Below are 25,312 nucleotides of genomic sequence, written 5' to 3'. Positions count from 1 at the left end.
GCCCTGCACATGTTAATAATTGATTTGTGTAGAAACAAGGATAATGATCTATCATGTAGAACACTAAATTAGTAACTTTATTTTTATTTTAGAAAGGACTAATTTAGTGTATGGAATTTAATGATTTAATCCTTCAGGTTCAACAATTATCACTTGAATTAGAACATTTAAAAGCGGCTCTTAATTCACGTACGATGTGGAATTCTCCGTTGTTATCGGGGGTAGTTGGAGCTCTAACAGTATTCTTGCTCACTGTCGTCTATAATTACTTTCGTGATATCGGAGACAAAAGATTCCAACATAGATCGTTTATTGTTGCTGAAGAAATTGATAATCTTGGAACTAGGCTAGAAGGTTATAATTATGAACCAACAGAAGACATTAGATTAGTAGAAACCGAATCCCTTGTGAAATTACATGATCGTGTTAAAACAGGGGCGCTTTGTTCAGGAACAAACTTCTTGAAAATTGAAAATCTGGGCCCTTCTTTAGTAACCAATGTAAATATTTCTATAGATATCGAAGGGCAGATTTCGAAGAAAAGGGTAACTCTGCAAAAGAGGATTCCAATTATTTCTATTAAGCAAAAGGTTTTTATTTTTGCTCAAGATATGGCGTTTCAATTTGAACCGCAACTCTTAAGAAAATCAACAATAACCTACACTACAATTGCCGGGGAAAAAATGAAGTATACTTATGAGGTATCTGAAAACGAGGGGAATACTACATGTAAAGAGAAATATTTTTATAAGTCAAGATTTTGTAACTTTAAGCTAATTGCTCATGCTGATACAGAACCTATAAGTTGGATCTATATTAAGCATAAGAGAGATGTTAAGCAGTAGATCCATTATGTGTAGTCACAAGTACCTAAACCGTCATTCTGGCGGTTATTTTTATTTCTAAAACGAAGGAGTTGATGTGGGTGGGAGATCAGCAAGAAGTACTTATGGAGATCCGGGAGCGCGTAGTGAGAGTCGAAACAAAATTGGACGCTCAAAACGACCTCAGGGAGAGGGTGTGCTCTGTCGAAGAAAAGGCAACCGAAACCGAGCAACGGTCAAAATCGAATACTCATCGCATTGACAAACTTGAAGCAAACAATACATGGCTCTGGCGCACTGTCGCTGGGGCCATCATTAGTGCGGGAGTGGGGACGTTAGCGTTATTAAAATGAAGGGAGAGAGTAAATTATGCCAGTAATCGAATGGCATCCATCCCCGAATTACAGTAGCAGGGGAGGACGCAAAATCATTGCCATAGTGGACCACGTCACCGCCGGCAGTTACCCTGGCTGTCTCAATTGGCTTTGCAATCCGGCTTCGCAATCGAGTGCTCACTATCTCGTAACAAAGACAGGCCGCATCCTGCAGCTGGTCAAAGAAGGAGACACGGCTTGGCACGCGGGCATTCGCAACAAGCCAAGCTGGGCTTTGTATGATGGCACGAACCCAAACACTTACACACTCGGGATCGAGCATGAGGGCCAGCCAGGAGATGTGATGCCGGAGGCCCAATACCAAGCCACGCTTTGGCTGCACAAGGATCTAACGCAAAAATACGGTATACCGATTGATGCTGATCACATCATAGGGCATTACCGTATCGACAGTGTTAATAGGCCTAATTGCCCGGGGGTTGGATTCCCGTGGGATAGGTTATTCAAGGATTTGAAGGGAGGGAGAGATGTGCTAAAAACAGCTGTCCTACTATATACGAAGGAAGACTTCTGGGCGGGGTATGATGTTGCCGTAAAGCATGGTAATTGTGCCATCTTTGTGCGGCCTCCGGATCTCTCTGTGCCGGCGGAGGCTAGGGCGGCTGAAAAGCTGATCGTGGTGGGCGGGGCAACGACCAATCATCCAAACGAAGTCCTGTTGAGTGGGAACGATAAATATCAGACAGCGGCTGCTGTGGCGAAGTATTTGGGGTAAGCAAATTGCATAATTTGCAAATTACAAAGGAGGAATCAACATGCCCACCGATTTATTTACCACGTCCTACCTGGGGAGTTATGCCGGTCTGGTTGCTGTGACGTATTTGCTCGTCCAATTCTTTAAGGAGCCTGTCAAGGCACGATTAAGCGACTGGTGGATACGGCTTATGGCCGTGGGCTTTGCGCTGGTGATCCAGCTTTTTACCCTGTTTGTCAGCGGTAATTTTACGGTTGAGGCTATTGGGTTATCCGTGCTTAACTCGTTTTTGGTGGCGATCACGGCGGCCGGTGCCCATAACATTAGCCAGCCGAGTACGCAGCAGTCGGTGGTTAGTGCCCTTGAGCCAGTTGTTTATAAGGCCCAGGTCCCGGACGTCAGCCCGCCGATTATTACGCCGCAGCCCAGCGCGGAGGTAGAGAGCGATCCGGTAATGTAGGTGGCGCGAGGTTAATATAGGCATGATGAAAGCCCTCTCCTTAGCTGAAGGGGGCTTTCGCTAAACAGTTTTGTTGACTTTTGATGTAAAGAAAAGGAATTTAGCCAAGTGATGACGAATCTAGTTAAAATATTGCGTAATAACTAGATTAATTATCAGGAGGAGATCAGAGTGAACGAAAAGATAATGCACTTGGCTAATTTCAATATTACCTTTGGGGAAAAAGCAGAGCCAATGCTATCACATTTCAAGGACATCATTTTTCCTGCTTTTACATCTGGTATCATGAGGGGAAAGGTTGATGAAATCCCTCATTTTCTATTTACTGATGTTGAGATCAAGCAAATCAAAGGCGGGGAATATATACTCGTTGGAAATTATATAAAAGAAACTGAATATACGATTCATACAACTGTTACGAATGGAGCGTTAACCGCTTCCCCGGCAAAGCACCCAACGGCTCCTTACTCAAGATTTATTATTTTTTTAAAAAATCATCGCATGATTCTGGTGCGAAATGAATCTGTAAGTCCCGATATTAGAAGCTTCCAAGCTACAGTAAGATATATTCTGAATAAATATACCCGTGAAGCTAATAAGGAACAACGAGAAAATAAACGTAAGCCTACTACAACTTTGCCGAACGCCTTAGTCAATATTGTAGATATGCCACTTAAAGAAGACATTAACGCTGTACTCAAAAGTGTTCAAAAAATTAAGTGGGTAAAACTTAATTTTTTTCCACTTAATAATGATTTTGGTAAGCGACCAATTGCAAACTCAATTAGAGCAGAAATGAAAAGTCTCGGTTCAAATACCACTAATTTAACATTTAACTCCCCGGACTCTAAAGAGGGAATTCAAAAATTATTAGAAGAGACTTCTGGGCAAGCTAGAACAACACTATTTGTTAAGAATAAAGACGGCGAGGATGAAAAAATTAGAGAAGATTCTTTTTCGTCTAACAAGAAAATTGCTTTCGCTAAAGATGTAACTAGCGATGATGATGAATATTTCGTTTTAATTGCACAAAAAGAATCAATAATAAAAAATGTTAGTAAGGAAAACGAGGCTTGGTATAAAAGATATGTAGCTGCCTTACGTTCATTATTGTGATATTGTGATTTCTTCGACAGAAAGCAGGTGTAAATTAATGAACGAAGAAAAATATTTTGCGACAATTAATGAATTTACAGAAAAAACACCTGCAAAAAAGATGATAATAGACGCCTTCAAAGAAATTACTCCAGATAAAAATAATTGGATTGCTTTCGTTATTAGCTTTGTTCTAGGTGTCTTTTTTGCTGCCATAATAGGGATTAATGAAAATACGGTAAAAATATTATTAGCTATAGTAGGGGTTCTTCTTAATGTGTTGCTTTATATATTTGGATACCTATTTACTATCTATGCTATTTTATTGGCATTTTTGAGCGATAAATATATAAAGGAACTAGCAAAACTCAAAACTGATGGTGTATCATCTTTGATGATCAGTACTAAATATTATGAATCTGTATTGTTTCTGTATTTTATAGGATTATGTATAACTGGTGTGATATTGCTGTTCTTAAATTGTATAGTCAATGAATGGGTATTGACTAGTAATTATATAATTAATAATAGCTTGGCGGTACTGGTACTTATTATCTACTTCACGTATATATTTCGAATTATTTACGAACTAAAGAGTGCTATATATAATACAATAGTATTGTTTAGAGAGAGTATTGCCTATAAGCTTTTGATTATCTTTAAAAAAGAAAGAGAAGGCGAACATATTGATAACGATAATAAATAAGGCTATTCTGCATATTCTGGATTTCAAGTCCGGTATAATGGTATTTTCAGATCAGGAATTAGATATAGGGAGTAAAAGTGTTCTTACTTTCTTAACGAAACATATTGAAAAGATAATGAACGATTCTGGTTCAAAATCTGGTAATTTTAATGCAGATAGTAGTTACAAGAAAAAACTTACGGAATACGTTACCGATAATATAGACTTTACTAGTTTTTCTGTTCATACCGCAGAATTAGTATACTCCGCTATATCTCTATCAGATATTTTAGAACCTGCAGATTTAATCGTTTGTGACGTGAACATTGATGATAAAAGGTTTATTGCAATATTAAAATGTAATAATAAAGTGGGGTTTACTCATCAAGTAATTAAAAATGAGGGAAAAATACAAAATGGAATCATCAATCATTATGCTATATTACCAAATATTTCACAAAAAATCGATGAATATGCCATTATTGAGGTAAGCTCTCTAGATATTAGATTCTGTGACAAGAAAAGATTTATTGATGGTAAGGATACTTATATCCTATCCGATATAGTTTTAGGATGTAACTCTACTATTTCTCCTAAAAACGCAATTGATTTGCTTCATTCCATTACACGCATGGTATCAGAGAATCATGGACAAAGCAGTGTTGCGGCTATCTCTAAGGTTAAAAATTATTTAGTAGAAAACGCGGAAGTATCAGAATACTTAGATACGACAGAATTAGGCAAAGAAGTATTTAACTCTTCTCCTATAATGCAAGAAGAATATATTAAAGAAGTAAAAAATACTGGCATTCCCGAGACAGTAAAGGTAGATAGATCCTTTGCAATCAAAAAGGGAAAAAATCATAGGATTAAAACTGACACGGGAATCGAAATAACATTTCCAGCGGATTACTTCCATAATAAGGACTATATTGAGTTCATTAATAATCCTGATGGAACTTTATCTATAGAGATGAAGAATATAGGTAAGATAATCAATAAATAGCTATAAAAGGGGATGGTTTTGTACATTCTTAGTATTTAAATTTGGACTTCCTAAGTAAGGCTTGAGTTTTAATAGCGCAAATTAACTCTCATCGAATGATGAGGAGTCTTTTTGTTATTGGATGATCACGACACCCAAAACTTTCCTCTACCAATTTCGCTTCATTCGCCTTATAATAGAACAAACGTTCTTTAAGGAGCGAATATATGTATGAAAATAATCGCTAAGCCGGTGGAAATGGTAGCATGGTTCGATCAAGCCGGTAAACCTCATCCGGTACGATTCAGACACGAGGGATCTGTGGTCCAAGTCCAGCGCGTGGTACATACGGTGGAAGAAAAAATCGCTGGCAAGCGCATGATCATTTTCCGCTGCCAGAGTGAAATTGATGGAATACTAAAGGTATTTGAACTTAACTATGAGGTGCAGGCCTGCAAGTGGATGCTCTGGAAAATGTAACAGGGGAGAGCCTCGCCTAAACTCTCCCCCTTTATCAGAAAGGAAGCGATGCCATGTCTACACCGCAATACATACTATGCCAGATTGTCCCATAAGGTTACAAGCTTAGGCTCCCATTGAAAACGATGGGGGCTTTTTTTGTGTTATAGATCTTCTTCTTCAAATAATTCTTCCTGTATTCCGCTTGAAGGAGGAAAAGCCTTTTGAAAATTCTTTTTAAATATTTCCCACGAAGATGATATCCTCATGATAGCTATCAACTGCATAAGATGGTCACGTAAGTCCTTTTGTCCAATGTCTGTTGAAAGATGTTGGTGGTGGGTAGCTTCTCTTCTACCTGACTGTTTATTTTTGACGGGGTTCAATTTCTTTAGCTCATCAAGAACACCGGGGGGCAGCTTTTCATATACCAATTGATTAGTCAATTTTCCAACCAATCTCGGTCTGTGTGTATCAAGGGGATCATAATTCCATTTTCTCAATCTAAATAGTTGTCGATAATATTCATCTGGGAACATTTTTGCCCATTTTAGTCTTTCATCTGTCAAGTAAATGGCTAGCAATTTTTGAAGGGCATCTTTTTCTCTTACTTCTTGATATCCAGTAGCCTCGTCAATCAAAGCTATTATACCTGTATGAGCAAGGCCCCTCATAAGAATTTCTGCTTTCAATGCCTTATCTAATTGTTGTTTCTGTAATATATTTGCCTCTCTTGCATTAAGCCAAATATCACATACAGTAGGAAGAATTGATGCATCGTAACCACTGACGGTTCTTTTCCCGTCTAAATATAAAATTGGATCAAGGGACCCGACATCTAAAGCCTTATCAACAAAGGGTTTCAGGTTTTTAGGGGCTATAAAAACGGGCAAAGGGGCCCCGGCTTCTTGGTGTTCTTTTTTTAGTCGCCTTGATGCACCGCTTGCCGTTCCTAGTATAGCATGGGTTATACCAGTTTCGCTTAATACTCTTTTCCCATTGTCTAACACAGCGCAAGGTATTCTAATATTACCAATGACAACGTCGCCCTTATATGCCGCTTTCCGCAATTGTTCCCCCATTATGAACAACCCCCAAAATATTGTATTTTTAGTATAGTTTCTCTTAAATTATGGAGATTCCTGCCGAAAGTATAAATATTTAGGCCACAAAGATCAAAATCTATATCAAGGCTGACTTTGCAAAGCCAGCTCGAAGCGGGATCCCGCGACCTCCCCGGGGCTTGTCCGGGTTAGGTTTCGGCCTGGTCCCTCAGGCCATCGTCAGGCGGGTTCGTAAATGGACCAGTCAAGAGTAGTTTTACACGATGGGCAAACATCAGGCATATCCCCATTTTCATCGCATAGTAATTCAGTGCTGCACTTTTCACAACGACATATTCCATAATTGTCTTCATATACCTTAGAATTCACACATATCATCCTTTCTCATCACGCCGGGCTTAGCCGCCCGGCTTTCGGCTTTGGTTTTTATATTGCGTTTTCCAATGTGATTATTCTCTTTTTTATCTCATCGTATTGCTTGTAAAACTTGTTGTGGCGGTGCTGTGCGATTTGGCTTTCGGGGTTGGCCCTCAGCCTATCAGCTTCTTTGCTTGCCATTGCTAGCAATTCAAAGGATGCTAAGCGGAGTATTTCAAGTTCGGTGATGGTGGTAAAGTTCGTCATTGTGGCGGCCTCCTTTGTATGTACTAGTGTTATTACATATAATATACCATAGCGCTAGTACATAGTCAATTATAATTATACTAGCGTTAGTACATTTTTTGTGTTATGCTTAGGTTGAGGTGATGCTATGCCCACGGCGCGAACTAAAGCAAATCGAAAGTATAACGAAAAGGCATATGATCGGATACCCCTTACTGTGAAAAAAGGGGAAAAGGAAGTAATCCAAGCTTTTGCCGAGAAGAAAGGCTTGAGCGTTAACGCCTTCGTTAATGCGGCCATACAGGAAAAAATGAACCCGGCCCCGGTTAAGGCTCAAAAGAAGAAAGACCCATCTCCTAAAGCCGTTGAGAGGAGCGGGATTGTTTACACGATGCAAGACCTAATGAGAGACTGGGACCACTATATCTATGTGCACAGTCTAGATCCTTCCCAGGGAGTTATCGCTGACGTAAAGGATGATCTTATACGTAATCTTTTCCCCAAGGGCGCAGAGTTGGCCGAGATAGGCATAAAGACGCAATATATTTGCCCATTTACGGGTAAAAAGTTTGGATCTATAGAGAACCTTATTTATGCGGCAATTCCTAAGTTAATATCATGGAGGGAAGCCGAGGCGGAAAGAGAAGGGCTTTTGGAAAAGCAAAAGCGAGAAGCAGCCAAAATGGCTAAGCAAAGACAAAGGCTTATTGATGAGGGGAAATTCCCGAAATTTTAATCTCGGCAAAAAAGACGCCGGCAATTAGCCGGCGCTTTGTCACACATCCTGGGGCATGGACATATAGTGTAGTGTTAAGAATATATCGCTGGAGCAGAAACCTGGTGTTTAGGGCAGCACTGGGGTTCTGCTTTTTTATTTAAGAAATAGGTGCCGGTAAGCTAGTTATGAACTTCGCGTATCCTTCATTGCACTTCATCAGGTTCAAGCTGTGAAAGCGCTTAAGGCTTAACAAGTCTTCTTCCGTATAGGGGTATAGTTCGCTTTTCAACTCATCATAATTCTTTTTATCACATCCGCTGATGAGCATATATGACGCATTGGCGCTCCTGAATTCTTCGCGGATAGTCTTAACTTGGTTGAGGTAATGGCAGCTGATGATAGGTTTAAGATTAAACTTCGGGAGCTGGCTAAGTTTCAGCTTGAGGAATTTCTCCGCATTGTTCACTTGGTAGAGCTCATCGATAATTAAGTTTACCTTAGTCATTTTGCGTCTATCTTGAATCTGCTCTTCCCGGATCTGCAGGGCAAGCCATATCTTAGTGAGCCAATAAGTTACATAAACGTCTTTCTCATTGTCGGTCAGAAACATACGCTGAGGCATCTTAATAACTATAAGCTGGTTTTTCTGCATTTCCTTAACCAGATCAATATTATTCTCAGTTCCTTTTTTAAGCATGGTCTCGATATAAGCATTAACCTTAAGCTTTTGTAGCCTATCTACAGCACCGGTAATTAAGTGCATCTTGGTGCCAACTACCTTGCCTTTTTCAACGTTATCCAGCTCATGTAGGTAATCGATATACTCTTCCATGTTTTCCATTTGCTCTGCAGGTATTCGGTCTATAAATGACTTCCTGACTTTGTAATTAATTAGAGTGGCGAATACGTCTTTTATATTACCATTAGACAGGAATACCGCTAATGCCGCGCTTTCAAAATATCTCCCCATTTTAGCCGTGAAGTTTGCATCGTCAGCATTAATGCTATCAACGAGCGTCATCAGTAGAGCCGATTGCTCCTTAGCATTTTTGTACTGGATAAAATGGGTTGTGCTTCGTGGAACCTCATTATAGCCAAGCCCTTGCAACGTATCCCAGTGATCACACCTAATCTCCAGAACTTTATCTCTTGGGAAGGTTGTTGCGATTTCTTCACTTAGCTGGCAGCTCCCGATGTAGTCGGGGATGATTACGCACTCTCCTGCCTCAATAGCATCCCGGGCTATGTTTGCAAGGAACTTCGATTTGCCTGCCCGGTTAGGCCCGATGAGTACCAGCGAAAGCATTTGATAATCAAAATCTGTACTCATGTAGACCTTTTGTGTATAGCCTTTGTACGTGTTTTCGCCTAAGCACATTACTCCCTTTAGGAGTTCGTCCGGCACCTCAGTCTCTAATGTCTCTACCTTTTCAATAAACTTGTGTTTTTCAAGTAATTCACGTCCAGGGAGCGCCAAGAAGTTGCCGCATTCGTAAACGCTTACTTTCATCGTAGCAGCCCCTTTAATCTTAGTATCTAAGTGATGGAATTTACCTTTGTACTTTCGGTGTCGTAAGCTATTATCTTCACCTATGCAGTCGTAGCTTTGGGCTAGAGCTATTGCGTTATTTCGCTGGTGTAGGTCGTCCTTACTTTCACTCAGTACGATAGCTTGAATATTTAGTACCATGTGCTTGCCTTTAGTTACGGTTGCATTAGACACTACTTTATGATTAATTGCGCTACGTAATGTTTGCTCTAGAATAGAGGCATTGTTCTTTTCATACCTAACTAAGTATTTTTGACGGCTGTCATCACCAAGGAACCCGCCGACATCGTCTACAAGCCCCGATAAAAGGGAGAATGCCAGCTTAAATAAGTAAATAATACCAGTCTTATTTTTATCTACAGGTTGCTCTTTGCGTACTTTAGTGATGGTAGCCTTATATTCACTTAACCAGCTTCGTTGGGATGTAGGAATAAAGTTATAAAAGATCCCCACTTTATCGCCTTCATGCATGATGTCTACTATATTAAGGTTACTTTCTAAGAGACTGTTACTGCGTTTGTCAACGGCAAGACTGAGACCATCTTCTTTTGAGTAGTCTAATTGGTAGGTAGTGACGTCTTCGTTGAAGCCTGGAAGTTCATTCACAGCTTGGACTGTTACGTTATTCCAGGAATCTGTCATTTTTTCTTTAATAATGCTTTGAGACTGCTCTGGAACAATAAAGTAAAACTCGATCCGTTTCTTTTCTATATAAATGTAATAGCTAACTTTGGGGTTTAGTATTAAAGAATACTTGGAACCCAAGACGAATTTCTTCCCGAATAATTTAATTAATTTTTTGTGTTCAATTTTTATGCTTTGATGAAAGGTTTTGTAAAGAGAGCCTATAGTTTTTGCCAAATTATTGGAAGTGTTATTTCGTATCGAGTTATTAGGTGTAAGCTTTAAATAAACGTAGGAAGGCTTTACGATTGCTATATAGTCGCAAAGTTTAATTGACTTCATTGTGTCGCCTCCTTACTGTAAATTTAAGTGAGGTGCAGGATCTACTGAGGTTTTCCCGTTATCCAGCCTTATTTCAAAATGCACATGTGGTCCAGTGCTACGGCCTGTGTTACCGCTTAAAGCTATTACGTCACCTTGTTGCACGGATTGGCCTACGTAAACTAAAACCTGGCTGTTATGCGCGTACATAGTCTGCGCCCCGTCTTGATGGTTGATTTCTACAACGTTCCCAACGATATTTCCCTTATACCCGGCAAAGCATATTGTACCAGGCTTACTCGCAAGCACTCTGGTTCCTTCGGGAACGGCGAAGTCGATACCGTAATGAAAACCGTCAGGGGAAGAGGCACGCGGTCCGTAAGGGCTGGATACAGGACCAATTACAGGAGCAATATATTCCCCTTTGACGAAAGTCTCTCCGTTGCCGTTTACATCAATGAAAATGTGAAGCAGAATGTATCCCACTAAAGTTATACCGACCCATCTGATACCCGGCCTGAATCCTCCTACGTATAGAACGATTAACGACGTACAGCCAAGTAGAACAATAACATGCATGTAGCTCATGAATAAAACCGGCTTCGTCATAACCATTGTTACAATTGCTAAAATAACTCCGGTCTTTAAAGCCGCAATAATCATGACTTAAACAACTCCTCTATCTGATTTAAAGCTCCAGGGAGAGCAAGCATTGCTCCGAAACATATAAGATACCCTATAAACTGGTGCTTTGCTTTTTCGTAATCCCCATCCAAAACGGACTGAATAGAGTTAACCGCACCTTTAACCAAAATCACATATTTACCTACATTAACGATCTTCCAGTATATTTTCATTCCCCCGTCATCAACACTTGAAGCGAGGGCAACGGTAGGGGAGAGGAACATAACGACCGCCGTAATTCCCACCTGAATACAGAGCGTTTTATGCCTTCGAAAATGGCTGGTTAATCTTAACATTTGATTTTCCTCCCTTTATGCTTGCTCGTAGACATATTTCGGGGTAGCTGTCGCATAAAGTTTATAGACGATAAACTTACATAGGCAAAGTCTGCGCTCATCGGTCCGGGTCCCCGGACTCTTTTTGTTTTTGTCGGTCAATAATGCTCTGGTACGCCCTTACCAGCGCCTGACACCGCTCTGCGGCTTGCTCGTTGCCCATCTCGCGGTCAATGAGGCTGCGGATGTAGCGGCTGGTGTTGCCTTTGCCCTTGGTATAGGTGATTTGGTCGGGGGTCAAGGAGACACTGGTGACTTTAAGTTGCTCCATGGGATCAGCTCCTTTACTAAATGTTTAGTAATACTAAATAGTTAGTAATTGATACTCAAAAAACCGCGATGTATTCCATAAGGGCATAAAAAATAGACTTCCTTTTTGTGGAAGTCTATTGAGGGGGGTACAGATCATCGACTGTTAACCTTTTTAATTCAATTTCTTTTTCGGCGGCTATATCATTAAATGCAGCCGCCATGCACTGAGCCAATGAAACCTTAGGCTCGTGAGTCCCATTTTCGTAGGAGGGCCAGTGACGATTTCCGACACCAGTTCGATACTCCATCTCTTTTTGAGTGACTCCGAGTTTTTCCCGGTAATATCGAAGGTTATTTTGAATTCTTGGCTTTTTTCTTAAACTACTATCCATACGCATCACCTAGAAACTTTATTCTAGGGGAAGGTCTAAAATCCTTTATTTTCCTACTTGAATATCGCCTTATATTGCAGGGTTTTATATAGTGTAAGGTCGCCTCCACCAATAAGTACTCAATCTTTGATACAATGAATGAACATACGAAGCCCAGCAATGCTGGGCTTTTCGGCTTTCTTGGGTAAGTTGAGCACCGTTTAGGACGGTGCTTTTTATGTTTCTTGCATCTTCTTCTTTGATAAGGATGCACCCTACTCTGGAAAACTCAAAGTATCAGGACATATTCGCCCCAGAGAAACCTATATGAGGGATGTTTGGGACAGGATAAAGCTACGCTCAGCAGTAGAGAATGCTGAGCCTATTTTTGGGGGGACTAAGGAGATCGCAGCCTACGATATCCCTGAGAAACACTATACCTTTATAAATAACATATTGTATAAGGGTATAATGCAGCAGGGGTGATGGAGTTGCGAATATTACGTATAGGATCGACTGGAGAAGATGTTATTCAATTACAGTCCACTTTAAGTATCTTGAACTATAATCCAGGGATAACTGATGGGATTTTTGGAGTAAAAACAGCGTCTGCAGTAATCCAATTTCAAAAAGACTACGGACTTGTTCACGATGGAATAGTAGGGCCAATAACCTGGGGGTATCTACAGCGTCAGAGTACTGCCTATAAAATTTACATTATCAAACCGGGTGATACATTTTACAAAATAGCTCGCGCAAATAACACGTCTCTTTCAGGGCTCATCGCTGCTAATCCAGGCCTTGATCCCCAAAGGTTGAGGATTGGTCAAGCAATTCAGCTCTATCCTATTTATTTAACGGATCCATCTATACGTATCATTTATCCTAAAGATGGAGCTATACTGCCTTATGGCGATATTGAAATAATCTGGACTCCGGTTCTGGGTGCTACGAGTTACACTGTAGATGTTACAGACAGGGATACAGCGCTGCCATATCTTCGCAATTATACAGCTAATGTGCCTGCCGATAAAAACAGTTTCATATTACCCAAGGGTCATTTAATAATAGGTCATCGTTATGAAATTACAGTATATATACTTGATCCATCAACGGGTTATAATGTTCCAAAATATATGCCAAAGGTCAATGTGACTATTGACGAAAGCCCAGTAAAGTCTCCTGAAATATTGATTCCACAAGACAACACGATAGTATCCAAAACTAATTTTGTACTACAATATGTCCAACCAGACATAGAAGGGAACATTGATCGAACTTTGATCTTGACATCAGCTACCAGCTCTTATAGTACGACTTTAAAGGTCAATACTGATCATCCAGAGATTCCCGAACAACTGCCATCTTTTTGGTTTGACGGTGTTCCTAGTGGCGAGTATAAAGCAGTTATAGTTTATGAAAATAGAACTCAAAGTATTAAGCTTAAAAGTGAACCTATTCAAGTTACTCTTACTGAATGAAAAAAGCCGGAGCTTCCGACTCCGGCTTCCCCGCTCTCCGCTAATCGCGTGGGCCACCCAAGAATATCACACAAAAAAATTAAGGTCGATTAAATTGAACGACAATGCTCTAAGACCATTAGAGGATACTATCTAAGGACAACACAAGGGTGAAACGAATCAAAATTGCCCTTTTATAAAAATCTACCTTCCGCATCCTCTTCAGTAGATTCTGTGTCCAATTCAGGTGAAAGCGTGAACGATCCAACGGCAAGTGTGAACGCCATTAAGCTTAATGCTATTTCATTCGCTGAAGAAAACTTCAGACGCTGTCTGAAGCAGTTTGAGTGTGAGCAACTTACAGATTGGACAAACCGGCTTATCGAACGAGGTAGCGTGGATCCGAATGTCGTATAATTGCTGGTTTTCAGCGGGTATCAAGCAAGGTTTCAAGTTTAGTTACCTTGAGGGAATTATGACAGGCTGGCTTAATCATGGGGTTACAACCTTGGAGCATATTGCAGCTCGTGATGAAGAGTGGAACGCCAACAAAGAGCTCAAACAAAAAAATAAGGGCTCAGGAGACGAGCCTCCTGAGCCGCCAAAACCAGGAAAGTACGACGGATTTTATCTGTGAAGGCCACGGATCCAACTGAACTCACCTTAATGGGGAATGCGTGGAATACTTACCCTAGGAGATACACTTTTACATTTTGGACAGACATATTCAGTATTCTTAGCAGCCGAAAGGATGTTCATTTTTAATGTTTTGGACGTACAGGTGACCCACTTGCTTAAATGATCCATCTTCTGACAGTTAGGGCAACGTAATAACAATGTCGCTTCACCTTCCTTAGGGTAGTCTATGAGCGACAGGGGACAAGTGTTACAAAGGGGAGTAGCAGCTCTCTAGGAGAAAGGATAGACACACTTAGGGATGCGGCATTGATGGGAATTTAAGCTTAGGTTAGCTTTGAATCGGTTATAGCTGAAGAAAAAGTAACGTACCACATAAGCCATCTTCCAAATTCCGTAGAAAAGGAAGTATTCCTAAAAATAAGAAATATTAACCACTACAAAAGCGAAATTGATTCGAAATCATTTGGCGTTGTAGCAGAGCGTATCTGCAAAGAACGCAGCTGGAATTATTACATCAAAGAGGATTCGCGTGCAGAAATGGAACTCGATGTAATCGGAGGGGAAAAAGATGCCTAAGCAAAATCCGACCATCTTCCAAAGCATGAGCGAAGCTTGCCCAGAATGCGGCAATAAAATAGTTCGTGAAGGTGGCTGCATTCACTGCATTAACCCGTCCTGTGGTTGGGGGCAATGTGGATAACACGGTGGATAAGCTGTTAGTTAAATGTGAATAAAGGGGTGAAGGAAGGATGGTAGCAAAAAGGAAGGCAACATGGCTAATGAGACTCTAAAGAAAGAACCAGTTAAACCTCATCCAAAGGTTAAGTATGAGGACACAATGGGGTTTTAAGTGCTTGATCGGATGATGCGGGAGAACAAAGGAATATCGGGTACAATGTAATAGCCCAGGTATAATACCTAGGCTGAAACAGTTATAGGCCAATGGAGGCGATTAGTATTACCAGTAAAGATACGATGATCTGCGGTATCAGGAAAAGTAAACCTAAAAAGCCTAAAAGCATATAATTCACCTCTTTATGCTAAGTTATGATAGCTTATTCGGTATGTCCACTGTATGTTAGTCGGGATTGGGTAATACGGGAGAATCGTGGGGTAAAACTGCAATAGAAAAATGACTTGGCTCGTGAAGAAGCTATTGCTTTATTCAGTGGGCTCGCTGGTATTCTAATCACCCTTTCTTTGGCATTGTGGGCCAGCAAAAGCATGATAATGAACATTGTAAACGAAAAGCACTTTTCTTTAAAATCTATTAATAGGCTAATAGAAGAACTCTTATTGAATGGCTATGAGTTAGTGAGCAACGAAACAGATGTGCGCTTCCTATCCTCCTTCCCCAATGGATGGAACGTATGTTCCTCAAAGATGGTAAAAAATATATGGCCAAGTGGTTTCTGAAAATTTATCTGCTTAAGAGTTTCTTGTATAGTATTTAATCATCTCGGTCGGAACGCCATTTTTAAGAAAAAAGTCTTCAATGGTCTCACCTGAATGTATATTTGTATTAATTAAAATTAGTTGAACGGCGAATCGATTTGCCTGTCTTTCGTACTTATTGGCGTTTGAAAAGGAGTATTTATCTAAGAAAAAGCGGTTTAGACCCCTGTGAAGTCTGTCGTGTGCCAGCTCGTGGGCGCATATGAATCGCTGCCAATGAGAATTCAGCCTAGAATTAATTACGATAAATCTACGTCTGAGCTTACTATAATAAATACCTCGAGTGTGCTCCCCCAGATCAGCAAAACGAATATGAATTCCAAGATGTTCAGCGATAGTGAAGGGGTTATTGGTTTTATACTTACGGGTTAAAGTATGTATAAGTTTGTCCATTTTTTAGTTGCACCTCTTTATAAAAAACGGCACCAGGATTTATTTCTTGGTGTCGTTTGTGCTGTCAGGTTTCTTTTTGCGTTTGTTCATCTGTTTGGCTTCCCAGAAAAGGCCGGTGAGAACGTCTTTGATTCTCTGGCGGTCATCGCTTTCGATAGGGATGCCATCAAACATTAAGTCATCGTCTTCTTCGAGCATTTTCTTGAAATCGCGCTTATCTTTTGCAGTGGCCCAGGAGGGGACTGGGCTGTCAGATTCAAAATTAAGAATATAGTCGGGTGTAACATTATGAAATTTAGCTATCTTTTGGAGCATTTCTATGTCTGGCTTAGCTATATTGTTTTCCCAAGAATTGTAGCGAGGTCTTTTTACATTTAGGGCCTCAGCCATCTGGTCTTGAGTAAGCCCTCTTCTATTTCTTAATTCGGCAAGGATTTCACCAATCATGGAGCAACGTCCCTTCTTTTTGATAATTATATTAACAAAATATCTTGACGATAATATAATTATCAAATATAATCAAAACACAAGGAGGTGAACTTAGGAAATGCAAAAAAGGCGCAACTTCTTCTCCGCGTGTAGGAAGAAAAAGGGCAAACAAAAAGAGGTTGCCAAAGACTTGGGGATCTCTGAGGTTTATGTGCGGATGATTGAGAATGGAACATTTAATCCTGGCAGAGATTTAATGTTCAAAATGTCTAGGTATTTTGATGAACCAATTGAAATATTGTTTCCTGATCTTTACGGGAGCCGCGAAAAGCATTGAAATGATAATTTTTTTATCTAATTAACATTATATGTGATAATTATTTTATCGTCAATGTTTTGTAGGATGTTTATTTTTTTGGCGTTTTTGATAATTAAATTATCTAAGAATAAGTAATGATAATTTGAAAGTGAGACAGGGAGAAGAAAATGTCACGTAAGCAACAGGCAGTCACAGTCAATCTTACAGTTAGAGGCTTACTTGAGTTGGAAAGGTTACAGAAGAGCGACTGTCACCGGGAATATTCGGTACTAGGATAAATGGAGACTGGGCTGGTTAAAAATGAAGTGGCAGAGAGGGGAGGATGTAAGCAACTGGAATCAAGGGAGATTGTATGTAAGCCGTAAGTTAAATAAAGGAGAGGAGTGGAGAAAATTGAAACTCAATAATGAAGTTCTTAAACTAATTGAAACGGTTGTAAATAAGGTGGCTCAAGAAAGCGCAAAAGCTGCGACGCAAGATACACTTGTTGAACGTAATTTCTTTCAAGAAACAGAAACCCTGCTGTATAATTACCAAGCTTTGAAGCTAAAGGTTGCTCAAGATGAAGAATTCTTATTTGATCCTGAAGCCTATACAACTCCTACGAATAATCGCTCAAAAGACATTATAAGGTTTTCAACGAGTAATACCGGAAGTCATGGATTGGATATTGACAGATATACGCAAGGTATAAAGTCAAGCATGATGCGGACGAGGCAGGAGGTAATGAGGATTGACAGGGCCCTTGAAGTGATTAAAGATGATAAATATTATGAAATAGTTCCCATGAAATACTGGGATGGAATGACTATTGAAAGCATTGCCTCGGATCTTGAATGTGATGAAAAAACTGTAAGAAGAAATAAAAATCGCCTGGTGAATAAACTAAAGATTATGCTTTTCGGAGCAGATGCTTTGAATGAAAATGTCCGGGTCCTGCCCGATTGATGCCCAAAGTCCTGCCCTGTACAATCCCTTTTAGCTATGTTAAAATTTCTATAATGCAAAAATATGATTTAAGAGCGTTCCGAAAGGAGCGCTTTTTATATTGCATAACAAAACTATACTTGATCAAAGATTATTGTATATTTATTGACTATTCCTCTGTTAGCCGTTTTTTATTGGCTGGCAAGGGATTCTTCAGAGCTGTTTTCCATTAATTATCCCATTGGACACGCAGCCTGATAAATCAGAAACTATCCGGAAAAGAGGTGAGACTGACGTGATTATAGAAAATGAGCGCATCGCCACAATGAGCGTGGCCGGCGTAAAAAATTTGACGAACTTGGAGCAGATTATCTCTATAAAGGTTAGCGAGTGGAAGTCGTCTCATAAGCGAAAAGAGATGATCAAAGGGGAGAATTATTACCGAAATAAAACAGACATCCTGAACCGTGAACGAAGGGAGATCGGGGCCAGTGGGGAAAAAGAAATTGTTGGGAATTTATCAAATAATAAATTGGTCAATGGCTTTTTTCGCAAGCTGGTAGATCAGAAAGTTGGATATTTGTTTTCCAAACCGCTGAGCGTACAGACAGACATCCAAGACTATCAAAAGCAGCTTGCCACTTTTTGGGGAAAGTCGATGCTTCGAATGCTGCAGAATATTGGAAAAGAGGCAATCAAGAAAGGTATTGCCTGGCTGCACGTCTACTATGACGAAACTGGCCAATTGTCCTTTATGAGGATCCCATCGGAAGAAATCATTCCCCTTTGGTATAATGCAGCACATAGAGATTTGCAGGCTGTGATCAGAGTTTATGAGGTGGAGACCTACGAAGAAACACGGCGAACTGTCGTAACGAAGATTGAATGGTGGGATATAAACGGCGTAAAACGATATATTCTACAAAGCGGGGGACAGTACGGACTAGTTCCCGATATAGAGGAAGGAGAAGAAGGGGCGCACTTTACAGTTGTTCAGGGAGATAGCGTAAAACCAGTCAATTGGGAGCGTGTACCCTTCATTGCCTTTAAATATAACGAAGAAGAGCAATCTCTTTTGGATCTGATCAAAGAGCTGATTGATGACTATGACGCCCGAAAGAGTGACAATGTCAACAAGTTAGAGGATCTGACAAATTCTAGTTATGTGGCATATAAAGTTCATATGGAGATGAACCGCAAAGATATCTATGAATTTGGCAGAGGCGTTTTATTCGAGCCTGACAAGATTGGAAACAGCCCGTCGGGAATCGATCTTAAAGTTCTTTATGCTGGTCTGGACATGGATGCCAATATTATCGAATCTGAATTTCAAGCGAGTTTAGAACAGCTGCGCTGGTTTATTGATGCTCATATTGCCAATACCACCGGCCGGGATTACTCGAATGAGGCGGTTGATTTTCGTTTTAACCGGGATATCCTTATTAAGGAAAGTGCAGTAATTGAAGATGCCAAAAACAACCGTGGAATTATATAGAATGAAGCTGTAGTCAGCAACTATCCTTGGATGACAGATGTTAAGAAGAGTTGGGAAGGCTGGAGAAAGAGAAGAAGAAATGAGCTGCTTCAATGACTATTCGGTTTAGGCCAAAATGGAGGAGAGCGGGGAGGCGGTATAAAGAAATTCCAGGCTAGGATGTTCTGAAAACCTTGGATGACTTCCAAATTTTAAAGTGTACAGAAGCTCCAGAAATGGAAAAGCACTCGAGCCAAAAGGTAAGAGTGCTTTTATTGTGCCGCCGTTTCGGTACTGCCGGCGTAAAAGAACAGGACATCACCGGACACGACCGGGCAAAAAGTGACGATGAAAGGACGATAATCATGAATAAAGAGCAGTTTCTTGCCCTCGGGTTGAGAGAGGAATTAGCAGTGAAGGCCGCGGCAGCGTCTCAAGTTGAGCTGAGGAGCTATATTCCAAAATTACGTTTCGATGAAGTGAACGGCGCTAAAAAGCAGCTGGAAAAGGACATTGCTACCCGGGATAAGCAGATTGAAGACCTAAAGAAAGTGGATACTGCCGGCCTTCAGGTTGAGATTATTAACCTCCGAAGTGAAAATAAAAAGGCTAAGGAGAACTATGAGGCTGACGTGAAGGCCATTACGCTAACTAATGCCCTTAAGTTGGCTCTAACTGGCAAGGCCCACGATCCAGATATTGTTGCTAGTCTGCTGGACAAAACAAAGATTGAACTAAATGAGAACGGGTCAATTAAAGTCGGCTTAGACGATCAGCTCAAATCGTTAAAAGAATCCAAGGCTTTTTTATTTAGTGAGGAGAAAAAGGAAAACCAGGGATTCCAGTTCAAAGGGGTTAGGCCGGTTGAAGGGTCTGCACCAAAGGAGGGATTTTATTGATAACTGTCAACCTCATTCGCGACAGCATTATATCGGTATTGGATCAGAATTTTCCCGATATAAGCATTTATGAAGAAGAACTTGCGGAGGATTTTGAAGAACCTTGTTTTTTTGTAAAGCTCCTTTCTGCGTCCCAGGAGCAACTGCTTGGCCAGCGGTATCAACGGTTTCATTTCTTTGATCTTCATTATTATGGAGGAAGTAATGGAAACCTGCATGACATGGCAGAGCAGCTCTATGACAAGATGGAGCTGATCAGCGTGGACGGCAGGCTTGTCAGGGGTACCGGAATGCGTCATGAAATTGTTGACGGGGTACTTCATTTTTTTGTAGCCTATAATTTTTATGTACTGCGCAGGGCTGAATCAGATCGGCTAATGCAGTCTATGAAACAGGAGGGGTATGTACGTGGTTGAAGGAAAGAAAGTGCAGACCGCAAAGGCCTACACGAAACAGCAAATAATACAGTCTAAACAGTATACCCCAAAGGATGCTTTGCAAGCGCTTTTAGATGAAAGACAGAAATACACTTGTCATCAAATCAAAGCAATACTTGACGATTTTTTAACTAAGGAGGTTGGGTGAAATGGCAGCAGGTACATTCACTATACAAAACAAAGTGCGACCAGGGGTTTATATAAACTTTGAGTCTAATCCCCAAGCGCTGGGAACTCTTGGGGAGCGCGGCATAGCTACTCTGCCCTTAATGCTCTCCTGGGGAGAGCCTAATAAAATCATTTCTATTGAAGCCGGAGAGGATACCTTCTCCATGCTGGGTTACAGCATTACAGATCCTAGATTGCTCTTGATTAAAGAAGCCTTGAAGAGAGCCAAAACCTTGCTTCTTTATCGGCTTAATGCCGGCACAAAGGCCGCAGTAACCATAGAAAACCTGACAGCTACGGCGAAGTGGGGCGGGATTCGCGGCAACGACATTTCCCTGGTCATTCAGGAAAATATTGATGATGATACAAAGTTTGATGTATCCACCTTAGTCGATGGGACTGAGATGGATAAGCAAATTGTAACGAATATTGCAGGACTTGCCGCAAATGATTGGGTTATATTCTCTGGCAGCGGGAGTTTGACAGAGACCGCCGGTGTGCCCCTTGTCAATGGCGCAGACGGCACGATCACTAATCAAGCTTATGTTGACTATTTGGCCGCAGTGGAGATTTACGACTTCAACACCATGGCCCTGCCTTCGACAGATGATACCCTTAAAGCCATGTTCCAAGCCTTTTGCAAACGTCTGCGGGATGATGAAGGCAAGAAAATACAGGTGGTTTTAGAGAATTATCCTTTGGCCGATTATGAAGGCGTAATCAGTGTCAAGAATGGTGTCATCTTAATTGACGGAACAACCCTTACGGCAGCTCAAGCCACTGTCTGGGTAGCCGGTGCAACGTCAGGTGCGCAAGTGAATGAATCACTTACTTATCAGGCTTATGATGGAGCAGTGGATGTGGCGCCCAGATATACCAACACCCAGATTATTACAGCACTGAAGGCAGGGGAGTTCTTGTTTACCGCTAATGATAACCGGGCGCTGGTAGAGCAAGATATTAATACCCTGACAAGCTTCACCTCGGACAAAGGCAAAGCCTTCAGCAAGAATCGAGTGATCAGGGTGCTGGATGGCATTAATAACTACCTGGAAAGCACCTTTTCTGAGTTTTACATTGGGAAAGTAAACAACAATGATGATGGCAGAAATCTGCTTAAGGGCGAGTGTATCCGCTATATGGAGACCCTGCAGGAAATCAACGCGATTCAAAACTTTGATTCCCAGTCTGACATTACAGTCATAGCCGGCAACGAAGGGGATGCGGTCTTTATAGAGGCCTACACCCAGCCGATTGATAGTGTGGAAAAAATCTATGTGAAAGCGCAGGTGAACTAAAATGCCATTTATGAAGTCTGAAGATGCCATTATCGGCAAACAGGCCCGTGCCTTTGCCACAATAAATGGGCGAGTGGAAGAATTGTTTTATGCTAAATCCATAGAAGCCACGATTGAAAAAACTAAAACCGATATTCCCATACTGGGGAGAATGAATGTCGCCAAAAAATCAACGGGCTGGTCCGGCAGTGGAACCTTAACTATTTATTACGTTACAAGTTTATTCAGAGCTTTGATGCTGGACTATATCAAGACCGGCAGGGATTTCTATTTTGATTTGCAGATTACTAATGAAGATCCGACATCAAGTGTAGGAAAACAGACCACGGTTTTAAAGAGATGCAACTTGGATAGTGTTATTATTGCGTCCTTTGATGCAAGCAGCGATGATGCCATAGAAGAAGAGATGCCCTTTACCTTTGAAGATGCAGATTTGCTGGATCAATTTAATAAACCGGCAAGCAGATAATTCAGACTGCCGAGAAAAAGCACTTGCAAAGAGTGCTTTTTCTTAGGCGGATTTTGAGGCTCTGTCATGTCGCGGGCGAAATGATTAGTGAGGAATGGGAGGAATAAAGTATGAGTGATTTACAGGCATTTTTTGCGCAGAATGTCCAGTCCGATGTTACCGAAGAGGTAATTGTCTCTGAGCGCTTCAAAGGGCCGGATGGCAAGCCAATACCCTGGAAGATTCACAATATAACCGAAACGGAGAATGAAGAGTATCGCAAAGCGGCCACAAAACGAGTTAAAGGAAAAAATGGATCACAGCAGGTTGAAACTGACCAGAATGCCTATCTGATAAAAATCTTAGTGGCCAGTGTTGTTTTTCCGGATTTAAAAAACGCGGAGCTGCAAAAATCCTACGGTGTCATGGGGGCGGAGGATCTTTTGAGGAAGATGTTGTTTCCGGGAGAATATGCAACCCTTGTTCAGAAGGTGCAAGAACTGAACGGTTTTGACCAAAGCCTGGGAGACTTAATGGATGAGGTAAAAAACTAATTGAGGAGGGCGATGGTGAGTGGAATTACGCTTACTATGCTCTCCACGAACTGCGGATCCCCCCGGATGAGCTCGTGAAGAAATCGAGAGAAGCTAAAGCCGCTATCTATGCCATGATTGATATTCGAGTTAAAAAGGAAAGGCAGGATAGGGCAAAGCTTAAGAAAAAATAGAAAATGCTAGGGAAATTATGCAATTGAAAATGAAATTATCATCTACTAAAACGAAGAAAGGCAGGGCGCTTTTTATTATGCCTGAAAGGAGGTCATATATTTGGCAACCGTGAGCGCTACTCTCAGAATGTTTGATGTCTTTTCACAGCCACTTCAAAATATTACCCAGTCACTAAATATAAGCATCTCCGCCATGAACGAGTTAACCAATGCCTCTGCCCAAAATGCGCAAATCACAAATCTCGTGGCATCAGCGCAGCTTCGGCTTGCTTTTGTTGAGACCGGGTTGCAAGACGCGACCAGCGGCGCTGCAAATGCACAAGCTGAGTTAAACAATCATTTCACTGCAGGTCAAGAGGGAGCAAAAGGCTTCATTTCATCAATAAGATCTTTGCTCGGCGAGTATCTAACCTTTCAGAGACTTAAGGACTTAGGTGAAGCGACTATCGGCGGTGCGATGGAACAGCGGAAAACGCAAGATATGTTTATCGCACGAACTGGAGATAGTGAAATAGGAACTGCCATGTTCAATAAGTTTAAAAAGGAGGCCCTTGCTGCAGGGCAAGATATTAATAAATCCCTGCAGAGCAGCCTCTCTTTTTTCTCATCCACTCAAAACGTAGATCAATTAACCAAGCTGAATAACTTAACTCAGCGTTTAAATGCCTTTGACACTTCAGGAAATGGAATCGAGGGAGCCGCCTCTGTCTTAAACGAAGCGATGTCGGGTGATATTACCTCATTGGGCGAACGCTTTAATATGTCAAAGTCCGATATCCAGGCCTTTAAAATTAATGAACTGGGCAAGTCCGGAGATATAGAAGGCTTTATTGAGGCCTTTGAGCATCTCCTGGAGAAACAGAAAATGGGACAGGTAGCCTTTGATGAAATGATGAAGTCTCCGGTAAAGCAGATGGAAGTTTTCACGAATAATATGGAATCTAGTTTTGCCAATGCGGGAGTACAGGCTTTGGACGCTCTTGCGCCGCTTATTATCATGTTGAATGATGCTTTTCAGGAAGGAAAGTTTCAGCCGTTTTTTGACGGACTGAGTGCCGGATTAACTATTATTGTTGGGGGAGTTGCCGGGATTGTCAATGGCCTCATCTGGCTAGGTGGAGTGGTACAGCAGAATTGGGATTTCATAGCTCCTATTCTTGCAATGGTTGGTTCGGCGCTGACGTTATGGGCCGTGAGCAAAATACCGGAACTATACCGAAGTCTTTGTCTGTTGGCAAATCCTGTATGGCAAGCTGTGGCGGGTTGGGTTGTATTGAATTGGCAGATCCTGCTGGTTGGCGCTGTCATCGGCTTGGTGCTTTACGCTATGGTGAGATGGGGCGATGCTACCGTAGAAGTCATCGGTTTCATTGGAGGGCTTTTTGGGATTTTTTTTGGATTCTTATTTAACAGGTTTGCTTTTTTGGCAAATATAGTTCTGGGGTTTGCAGAGTTCTTCGCCAATGTATTGAAGGATCCCATATATGCGGTACAAAAGCTGTTTTACGACTTATCAATAAACTCTCTTCAATACATGGCTAACCTTGCCAAAGGCATTGAGAATCTTCTTAACTATATACCAGGATTAAAAGTAAATATTACCTCGGGCATGGATAATTTACTGACCAAGCTTGAAGGGAAGAGAGACAGCCTTAAGAGTGAGGCAGATGTTGTGAAGCTCATGAGATTTAATCAAGTGGATTATGGTGACGCCTTTACCACAGGACAGACTATCGGGAAAAAAGCAGGCAATTTTGCTGTAAGCCATGTTCAAGATGCTTTCGGAGCCTTAAACAATGCATTTCGTCCTCAAGAACCGCCAGCTGATAGCCCCTTCAACCCCGATAGCTGGAACCAAAACTCAAACATCAATCGTGTCAATGAAGTTGGTAGAATCGAGAACACCGTCGATATTTCCAGTGAAGACATAAAAACCATGCGCGAGTTGGCTGAAATGAAGAACATCCAGAATTTTGTGACCCTTACGCCAACAGCCAATTATATGCACAACGGAGATGTCAACAACGGACAGAACGTAGATACCATTGTAACTAAGATTAAGACGATGCTGGAGACGGAGATAGTTTCTTCCACGAATGGAATGTTTCCGATATAAGGGTT

The 25,312-nt window shown here is 41.2% G+C and carries 31 protein-coding genes; 21 read left to right on the top strand and 10 right to left on the bottom strand.

Annotated elements, in window-relative coordinates; translation table 11 throughout:
* The first annotated feature begins 110 nt into the window (after positions 1 to 110).
* The 8 genes from DESYODRAFT_RS25140 to DESYODRAFT_RS25105 all read left to right on the top strand — a co-directional run bounded on the left by DESYODRAFT_RS25140 (position 111) and on the right by DESYODRAFT_RS25105 (position 5,618).
* Positions 111 to 845, top strand: a complete 735-nt coding sequence (locus tag DESYODRAFT_RS25140; protein WP_007787378.1) for a hypothetical protein — start codon at positions 111 to 113, stop codon at positions 843 to 845.
* An 80-nt stretch (positions 846 to 925) separates the two neighbouring features.
* Positions 926 to 1,177, top strand: coding sequence for a hemolysin XhlA family protein (locus DESYODRAFT_RS25135; RefSeq protein WP_007787375.1), 252 nt, complete (start codon positions 926 to 928; stop codon positions 1,175 to 1,177).
* A 16-nt stretch (positions 1,178 to 1,193) separates the two neighbouring features.
* Positions 1,194 to 1,934 (top strand): N-acetylmuramoyl-L-alanine amidase, encoded by a 741-nt coding sequence (locus DESYODRAFT_RS25130; RefSeq protein ID WP_007787372.1) that lies wholly within the window; start codon positions 1,194 to 1,196, stop codon positions 1,932 to 1,934.
* A 40-nt stretch (positions 1,935 to 1,974) separates the two neighbouring features.
* Complete coding sequence (locus DESYODRAFT_RS25125; protein ID WP_007787370.1) at positions 1,975 to 2,373, top strand: hypothetical protein; 399 nt, start codon at positions 1,975 to 1,977, stop codon at positions 2,371 to 2,373.
* Positions 2,374 to 2,544: 171 nt separating this feature from the next.
* A complete protein-coding gene (locus tag DESYODRAFT_RS25120) occupies positions 2,545 to 3,489 on the top strand; it encodes a hypothetical protein (protein WP_007787368.1) in 945 nt (314 codons plus the stop codon).
* Positions 3,490 to 3,526: 37 nt separating this feature from the next.
* A complete protein-coding gene (locus tag DESYODRAFT_RS25115) occupies positions 3,527 to 4,174 on the top strand; it encodes a hypothetical protein (RefSeq protein WP_007787366.1) in 648 nt (215 codons plus the stop codon).
* Entirely contained in the window at positions 4,155 to 5,159 is a 1,005-nt protein-coding gene (locus tag DESYODRAFT_RS25110; protein WP_007787365.1) for a nucleoid-associated protein, read from the top strand. Before DESYODRAFT_RS25115 ends, DESYODRAFT_RS25110 begins: the two co-directional genes overlap by 20 nt.
* A gap of 210 nt (positions 5,160 to 5,369) precedes the next feature.
* The gene (locus DESYODRAFT_RS25105) at positions 5,370 to 5,618 is read left to right on the top strand and encodes a hypothetical protein (RefSeq protein ID WP_007787362.1); all 249 of its coding nucleotides are present in this window, start codon (positions 5,370 to 5,372) and stop codon (positions 5,616 to 5,618) included.
* 143 nt (positions 5,619 to 5,761) lie between these two features.
* On the opposite strand, the gene DESYODRAFT_RS25100 is transcribed toward DESYODRAFT_RS25105, so the two are convergent.
* From DESYODRAFT_RS25100 to DESYODRAFT_RS25095, 3 genes are all read right to left on the bottom strand, one after another.
* Positions 5,762 to 6,679, bottom strand: coding sequence for a P63C domain-containing protein (locus DESYODRAFT_RS25100; RefSeq protein WP_007787360.1), 918 nt, complete (start codon positions 6,677 to 6,679; stop codon positions 5,762 to 5,764).
* Positions 6,680 to 6,849: 170 nt separating this feature from the next.
* Positions 6,850 to 7,002, bottom strand: a complete 153-nt coding sequence (locus DESYODRAFT_RS28520; protein ID WP_169315936.1) for a hypothetical protein — start codon at positions 7,000 to 7,002, stop codon at positions 6,850 to 6,852.
* Between the two features lie 85 nt (positions 7,003 to 7,087).
* Positions 7,088 to 7,285, bottom strand: a complete 198-nt coding sequence (locus tag DESYODRAFT_RS25095) for a hypothetical protein (RefSeq protein ID WP_007787358.1) — start codon at positions 7,283 to 7,285, stop codon at positions 7,088 to 7,090.
* Positions 7,286 to 7,412: 127 nt separating this feature from the next.
* On the opposite strand from DESYODRAFT_RS25095, the gene DESYODRAFT_RS29430 reads away from it, so the two are divergent.
* Entirely contained in the window at positions 7,413 to 8,000 is a 588-nt protein-coding gene (locus DESYODRAFT_RS29430; RefSeq protein WP_007787356.1) for a hypothetical protein, read from the top strand.
* A gap of 139 nt (positions 8,001 to 8,139) precedes the next feature.
* On the opposite strand, the gene DESYODRAFT_RS29425 is transcribed toward DESYODRAFT_RS29430, so the two are convergent.
* The 5 genes from DESYODRAFT_RS29425 to DESYODRAFT_RS25065 all read right to left on the bottom strand — a co-directional run bounded on the left by DESYODRAFT_RS29425 (position 8,140) and on the right by DESYODRAFT_RS25065 (position 12,139).
* Positions 8,140 to 10,497, bottom strand: a complete 2,358-nt coding sequence (locus DESYODRAFT_RS29425; RefSeq protein WP_007787354.1) for a type IV secretory system conjugative DNA transfer family protein — start codon at positions 10,495 to 10,497, stop codon at positions 8,140 to 8,142.
* A gap of 12 nt (positions 10,498 to 10,509) precedes the next feature.
* Positions 10,510 to 11,139, bottom strand: coding sequence for a M23 family metallopeptidase (locus tag DESYODRAFT_RS26795; RefSeq protein ID WP_007787352.1), 630 nt, complete (start codon positions 11,137 to 11,139; stop codon positions 10,510 to 10,512).
* The gene (locus DESYODRAFT_RS25075; RefSeq protein WP_007787350.1) at positions 11,136 to 11,456 is read right to left on the bottom strand and encodes a hypothetical protein; all 321 of its coding nucleotides are present in this window, start codon (positions 11,454 to 11,456) and stop codon (positions 11,136 to 11,138) included. The genes DESYODRAFT_RS26795 and DESYODRAFT_RS25075 overlap by 4 nt, the downstream gene beginning before the upstream one ends.
* A gap of 97 nt (positions 11,457 to 11,553) precedes the next feature.
* Entirely contained in the window at positions 11,554 to 11,766 is a 213-nt protein-coding gene (locus DESYODRAFT_RS25070; RefSeq protein WP_007787349.1) for a hypothetical protein, read from the bottom strand.
* Positions 11,767 to 11,881: 115 nt separating this feature from the next.
* Positions 11,882 to 12,139 carry a helix-turn-helix transcriptional regulator gene (locus DESYODRAFT_RS25065; RefSeq protein WP_007787347.1) on the bottom strand — a complete coding sequence of 86 codons (258 nt, stop codon included), beginning with the start codon at positions 12,137 to 12,139 and terminating at the stop codon, positions 11,882 to 11,884.
* Between the two features lie 470 nt (positions 12,140 to 12,609).
* On the opposite strand from DESYODRAFT_RS25065, the gene DESYODRAFT_RS25060 reads away from it, so the two are divergent.
* Positions 12,610 to 13,599 (top strand): peptidoglycan-binding protein, encoded by a 990-nt coding sequence (locus DESYODRAFT_RS25060; RefSeq protein WP_169315935.1) that lies wholly within the window; start codon positions 12,610 to 12,612, stop codon positions 13,597 to 13,599.
* A 328-nt stretch (positions 13,600 to 13,927) separates the two neighbouring features.
* Entirely contained in the window at positions 13,928 to 14,215 is a 288-nt protein-coding gene (locus tag DESYODRAFT_RS25055) for a DnaD domain-containing protein (protein WP_169315934.1), read from the top strand.
* 1,430 nt (positions 14,216 to 15,645) lie between these two features.
* Here DESYODRAFT_RS25055 and DESYODRAFT_RS25045 read toward each other — a convergent pair.
* Positions 15,646 to 16,065: an ImmA/IrrE family metallo-endopeptidase gene (locus DESYODRAFT_RS25045; protein ID WP_007787343.1), complete on the bottom strand. Its 420-nt coding sequence runs from the start codon at positions 16,063 to 16,065 to the stop codon at positions 15,646 to 15,648.
* A gap of 39 nt (positions 16,066 to 16,104) precedes the next feature.
* Positions 16,105 to 16,512 (bottom strand): helix-turn-helix domain-containing protein, encoded by a 408-nt coding sequence (locus DESYODRAFT_RS25040; protein ID WP_007787340.1) that lies wholly within the window; start codon positions 16,510 to 16,512, stop codon positions 16,105 to 16,107.
* Between the two features lie 100 nt (positions 16,513 to 16,612).
* Here DESYODRAFT_RS25040 and DESYODRAFT_RS25035 point away from each other — a divergent pair, with 100 nt between their 5' ends.
* The 10 genes from DESYODRAFT_RS25035 (at position 16,613) to DESYODRAFT_RS24990 (ending at position 25,307) form a co-directional block, all read left to right on the top strand.
* Positions 16,613 to 16,831, top strand: coding sequence for a helix-turn-helix transcriptional regulator (locus DESYODRAFT_RS25035; protein ID WP_007787338.1), 219 nt, complete (start codon positions 16,613 to 16,615; stop codon positions 16,829 to 16,831).
* 282 nt (positions 16,832 to 17,113) lie between these two features.
* The gene (locus DESYODRAFT_RS25030) at positions 17,114 to 17,761 is read left to right on the top strand and encodes a sigma-70 RNA polymerase sigma factor region 4 domain-containing protein (RefSeq protein ID WP_242833514.1); all 648 of its coding nucleotides are present in this window, start codon (positions 17,114 to 17,116) and stop codon (positions 17,759 to 17,761) included.
* A gap of 274 nt (positions 17,762 to 18,035) precedes the next feature.
* Positions 18,036 to 19,235, top strand: coding sequence for a phage portal protein (locus tag DESYODRAFT_RS25025; RefSeq protein WP_007787332.1), 1,200 nt, complete (start codon positions 18,036 to 18,038; stop codon positions 19,233 to 19,235).
* Between the two features lie 215 nt (positions 19,236 to 19,450).
* Complete coding sequence (locus DESYODRAFT_RS25020; RefSeq protein WP_007787330.1) at positions 19,451 to 20,113, top strand: phage scaffolding protein; 663 nt, start codon at positions 19,451 to 19,453, stop codon at positions 20,111 to 20,113.
* The gene (locus tag DESYODRAFT_RS25015) at positions 20,104 to 20,529 is read left to right on the top strand and encodes a phage tail terminator family protein (protein ID WP_085938784.1); all 426 of its coding nucleotides are present in this window, start codon (positions 20,104 to 20,106) and stop codon (positions 20,527 to 20,529) included. Before DESYODRAFT_RS25020 ends, DESYODRAFT_RS25015 begins: the two co-directional genes overlap by 10 nt.
* On the top strand, positions 20,522 to 20,698 hold the full coding sequence (locus DESYODRAFT_RS25010) for a hypothetical protein (protein WP_007787326.1): 177 nt from the start codon (positions 20,522 to 20,524) through the stop codon (positions 20,696 to 20,698). The genes DESYODRAFT_RS25015 and DESYODRAFT_RS25010 overlap by 8 nt, the downstream gene beginning before the upstream one ends.
* Position 20,699: 1 nt before the next feature.
* Complete coding sequence (locus DESYODRAFT_RS25005; protein ID WP_007787324.1) at positions 20,700 to 22,016, top strand: phage tail sheath family protein; 1,317 nt, start codon at positions 20,700 to 20,702, stop codon at positions 22,014 to 22,016.
* Between the two features lies 1 nt (position 22,017).
* Positions 22,018 to 22,485 (top strand): phage tail tube protein, encoded by a 468-nt coding sequence (locus tag DESYODRAFT_RS25000; RefSeq protein ID WP_007787322.1) that lies wholly within the window; start codon positions 22,018 to 22,020, stop codon positions 22,483 to 22,485.
* A 110-nt stretch (positions 22,486 to 22,595) separates the two neighbouring features.
* Positions 22,596 to 23,018: a phage tail assembly chaperone gene (locus DESYODRAFT_RS24995; RefSeq protein WP_007787320.1), complete on the top strand. Its 423-nt coding sequence runs from the start codon at positions 22,596 to 22,598 to the stop codon at positions 23,016 to 23,018.
* 282 nt (positions 23,019 to 23,300) lie between these two features.
* Positions 23,301 to 25,307: a hypothetical protein gene (locus DESYODRAFT_RS24990; RefSeq protein WP_427854330.1), complete on the top strand. Its 2,007-nt coding sequence runs from the start codon at positions 23,301 to 23,303 to the stop codon at positions 25,305 to 25,307.
* The last annotated feature ends 5 nt before the right edge of the window (positions 25,308 to 25,312 follow it).

Origin of the sequence: Desulfosporosinus youngiae DSM 17734 (genome assembly GCF_000244895.1) — a bacterium.
In the GTDB taxonomy this organism is placed as follows: domain Bacteria; phylum Bacillota; class Desulfitobacteriia; order Desulfitobacteriales; family Desulfitobacteriaceae; genus Desulfosporosinus; species Desulfosporosinus youngiae.
This window is presented reverse-complemented; position numbering and strand designations above follow the sequence as displayed.

What these genes read in the sequence shown, in the direction of transcription:
- DESYODRAFT_RS25140 (WP_007787378.1), top strand. Translation starts at nt 111, where the DNA reads ATGGAATTTAATGATTTAATCCTTCAGGTTCAACAATTATCACTTGAA.
- DESYODRAFT_RS25130 (WP_007787372.1), top strand. Translation starts at nt 1,194, where the DNA reads ATGCCAGTAATCGAATGGCATCCATCCCCGAATTACAGTAGCAGGGGA.
- DESYODRAFT_RS25125 (WP_007787370.1), top strand. Translation starts at nt 1,975, where the DNA reads ATGCCCACCGATTTATTTACCACGTCCTACCTGGGGAGTTATGCCGGT.
- DESYODRAFT_RS25115 (WP_007787366.1), top strand. Translation starts at nt 3,527, where the DNA reads ATGAACGAAGAAAAATATTTTGCGACAATTAATGAATTTACAGAAAAA.
- DESYODRAFT_RS25105 (WP_007787362.1), top strand. Translation starts at nt 5,370, where the DNA reads ATGAAAATAATCGCTAAGCCGGTGGAAATGGTAGCATGGTTCGATCAA.
- DESYODRAFT_RS25100 (WP_007787360.1), bottom strand. Translation starts at nt 6,679, where the DNA reads ATGGGGGAACAATTGCGGAAAGCGGCATATAAGGGCGACGTTGTCATT.
- DESYODRAFT_RS28520 (WP_169315936.1), bottom strand. Translation starts at nt 7,002, where the DNA reads ATGGAATATGTCGTTGTGAAAAGTGCAGCACTGAATTACTATGCGATG.
- DESYODRAFT_RS25095 (WP_007787358.1), bottom strand. Translation starts at nt 7,285, where the DNA reads ATGACGAACTTTACCACCATCACCGAACTTGAAATACTCCGCTTAGCA.
- DESYODRAFT_RS29430 (WP_007787356.1), top strand. Translation starts at nt 7,413, where the DNA reads ATGCCCACGGCGCGAACTAAAGCAAATCGAAAGTATAACGAAAAGGCA.
- DESYODRAFT_RS29425 (WP_007787354.1), bottom strand. Translation starts at nt 10,497, where the DNA reads ATGAAGTCAATTAAACTTTGCGACTATATAGCAATCGTAAAGCCTTCC.
- DESYODRAFT_RS26795 (WP_007787352.1), bottom strand. Translation starts at nt 11,139, where the DNA reads ATGATTATTGCGGCTTTAAAGACCGGAGTTATTTTAGCAATTGTAACA.
- DESYODRAFT_RS25075 (WP_007787350.1), bottom strand. Translation starts at nt 11,456, where the DNA reads ATGTTAAGATTAACCAGCCATTTTCGAAGGCATAAAACGCTCTGTATT.
- DESYODRAFT_RS25070 (WP_007787349.1), bottom strand. Translation starts at nt 11,766, where the DNA reads ATGGAGCAACTTAAAGTCACCAGTGTCTCCTTGACCCCCGACCAAATC.
- DESYODRAFT_RS25065 (WP_007787347.1), bottom strand. Translation starts at nt 12,139, where the DNA reads ATGGATAGTAGTTTAAGAAAAAAGCCAAGAATTCAAAATAACCTTCGA.
- DESYODRAFT_RS25045 (WP_007787343.1), bottom strand. Translation starts at nt 16,065, where the DNA reads ATGGACAAACTTATACATACTTTAACCCGTAAGTATAAAACCAATAAC.
- DESYODRAFT_RS25040 (WP_007787340.1), bottom strand. Translation starts at nt 16,512, where the DNA reads ATGATTGGTGAAATCCTTGCCGAATTAAGAAATAGAAGAGGGCTTACT.
- DESYODRAFT_RS25035 (WP_007787338.1), top strand. Translation starts at nt 16,613, where the DNA reads ATGCAAAAAAGGCGCAACTTCTTCTCCGCGTGTAGGAAGAAAAAGGGC.
- DESYODRAFT_RS25030 (WP_242833514.1), top strand. Translation starts at nt 17,114, where the DNA reads ATGAAGTGGCAGAGAGGGGAGGATGTAAGCAACTGGAATCAAGGGAGA.
- DESYODRAFT_RS25020 (WP_007787330.1), top strand. Translation starts at nt 19,451, where the DNA reads ATGGAAAAGCACTCGAGCCAAAAGGTAAGAGTGCTTTTATTGTGCCGC.
- DESYODRAFT_RS25005 (WP_007787324.1), top strand. Translation starts at nt 20,700, where the DNA reads ATGGCAGCAGGTACATTCACTATACAAAACAAAGTGCGACCAGGGGTT.
- DESYODRAFT_RS25000 (WP_007787322.1), top strand. Translation starts at nt 22,018, where the DNA reads ATGCCATTTATGAAGTCTGAAGATGCCATTATCGGCAAACAGGCCCGT.
- DESYODRAFT_RS24995 (WP_007787320.1), top strand. Translation starts at nt 22,596, where the DNA reads ATGAGTGATTTACAGGCATTTTTTGCGCAGAATGTCCAGTCCGATGTT.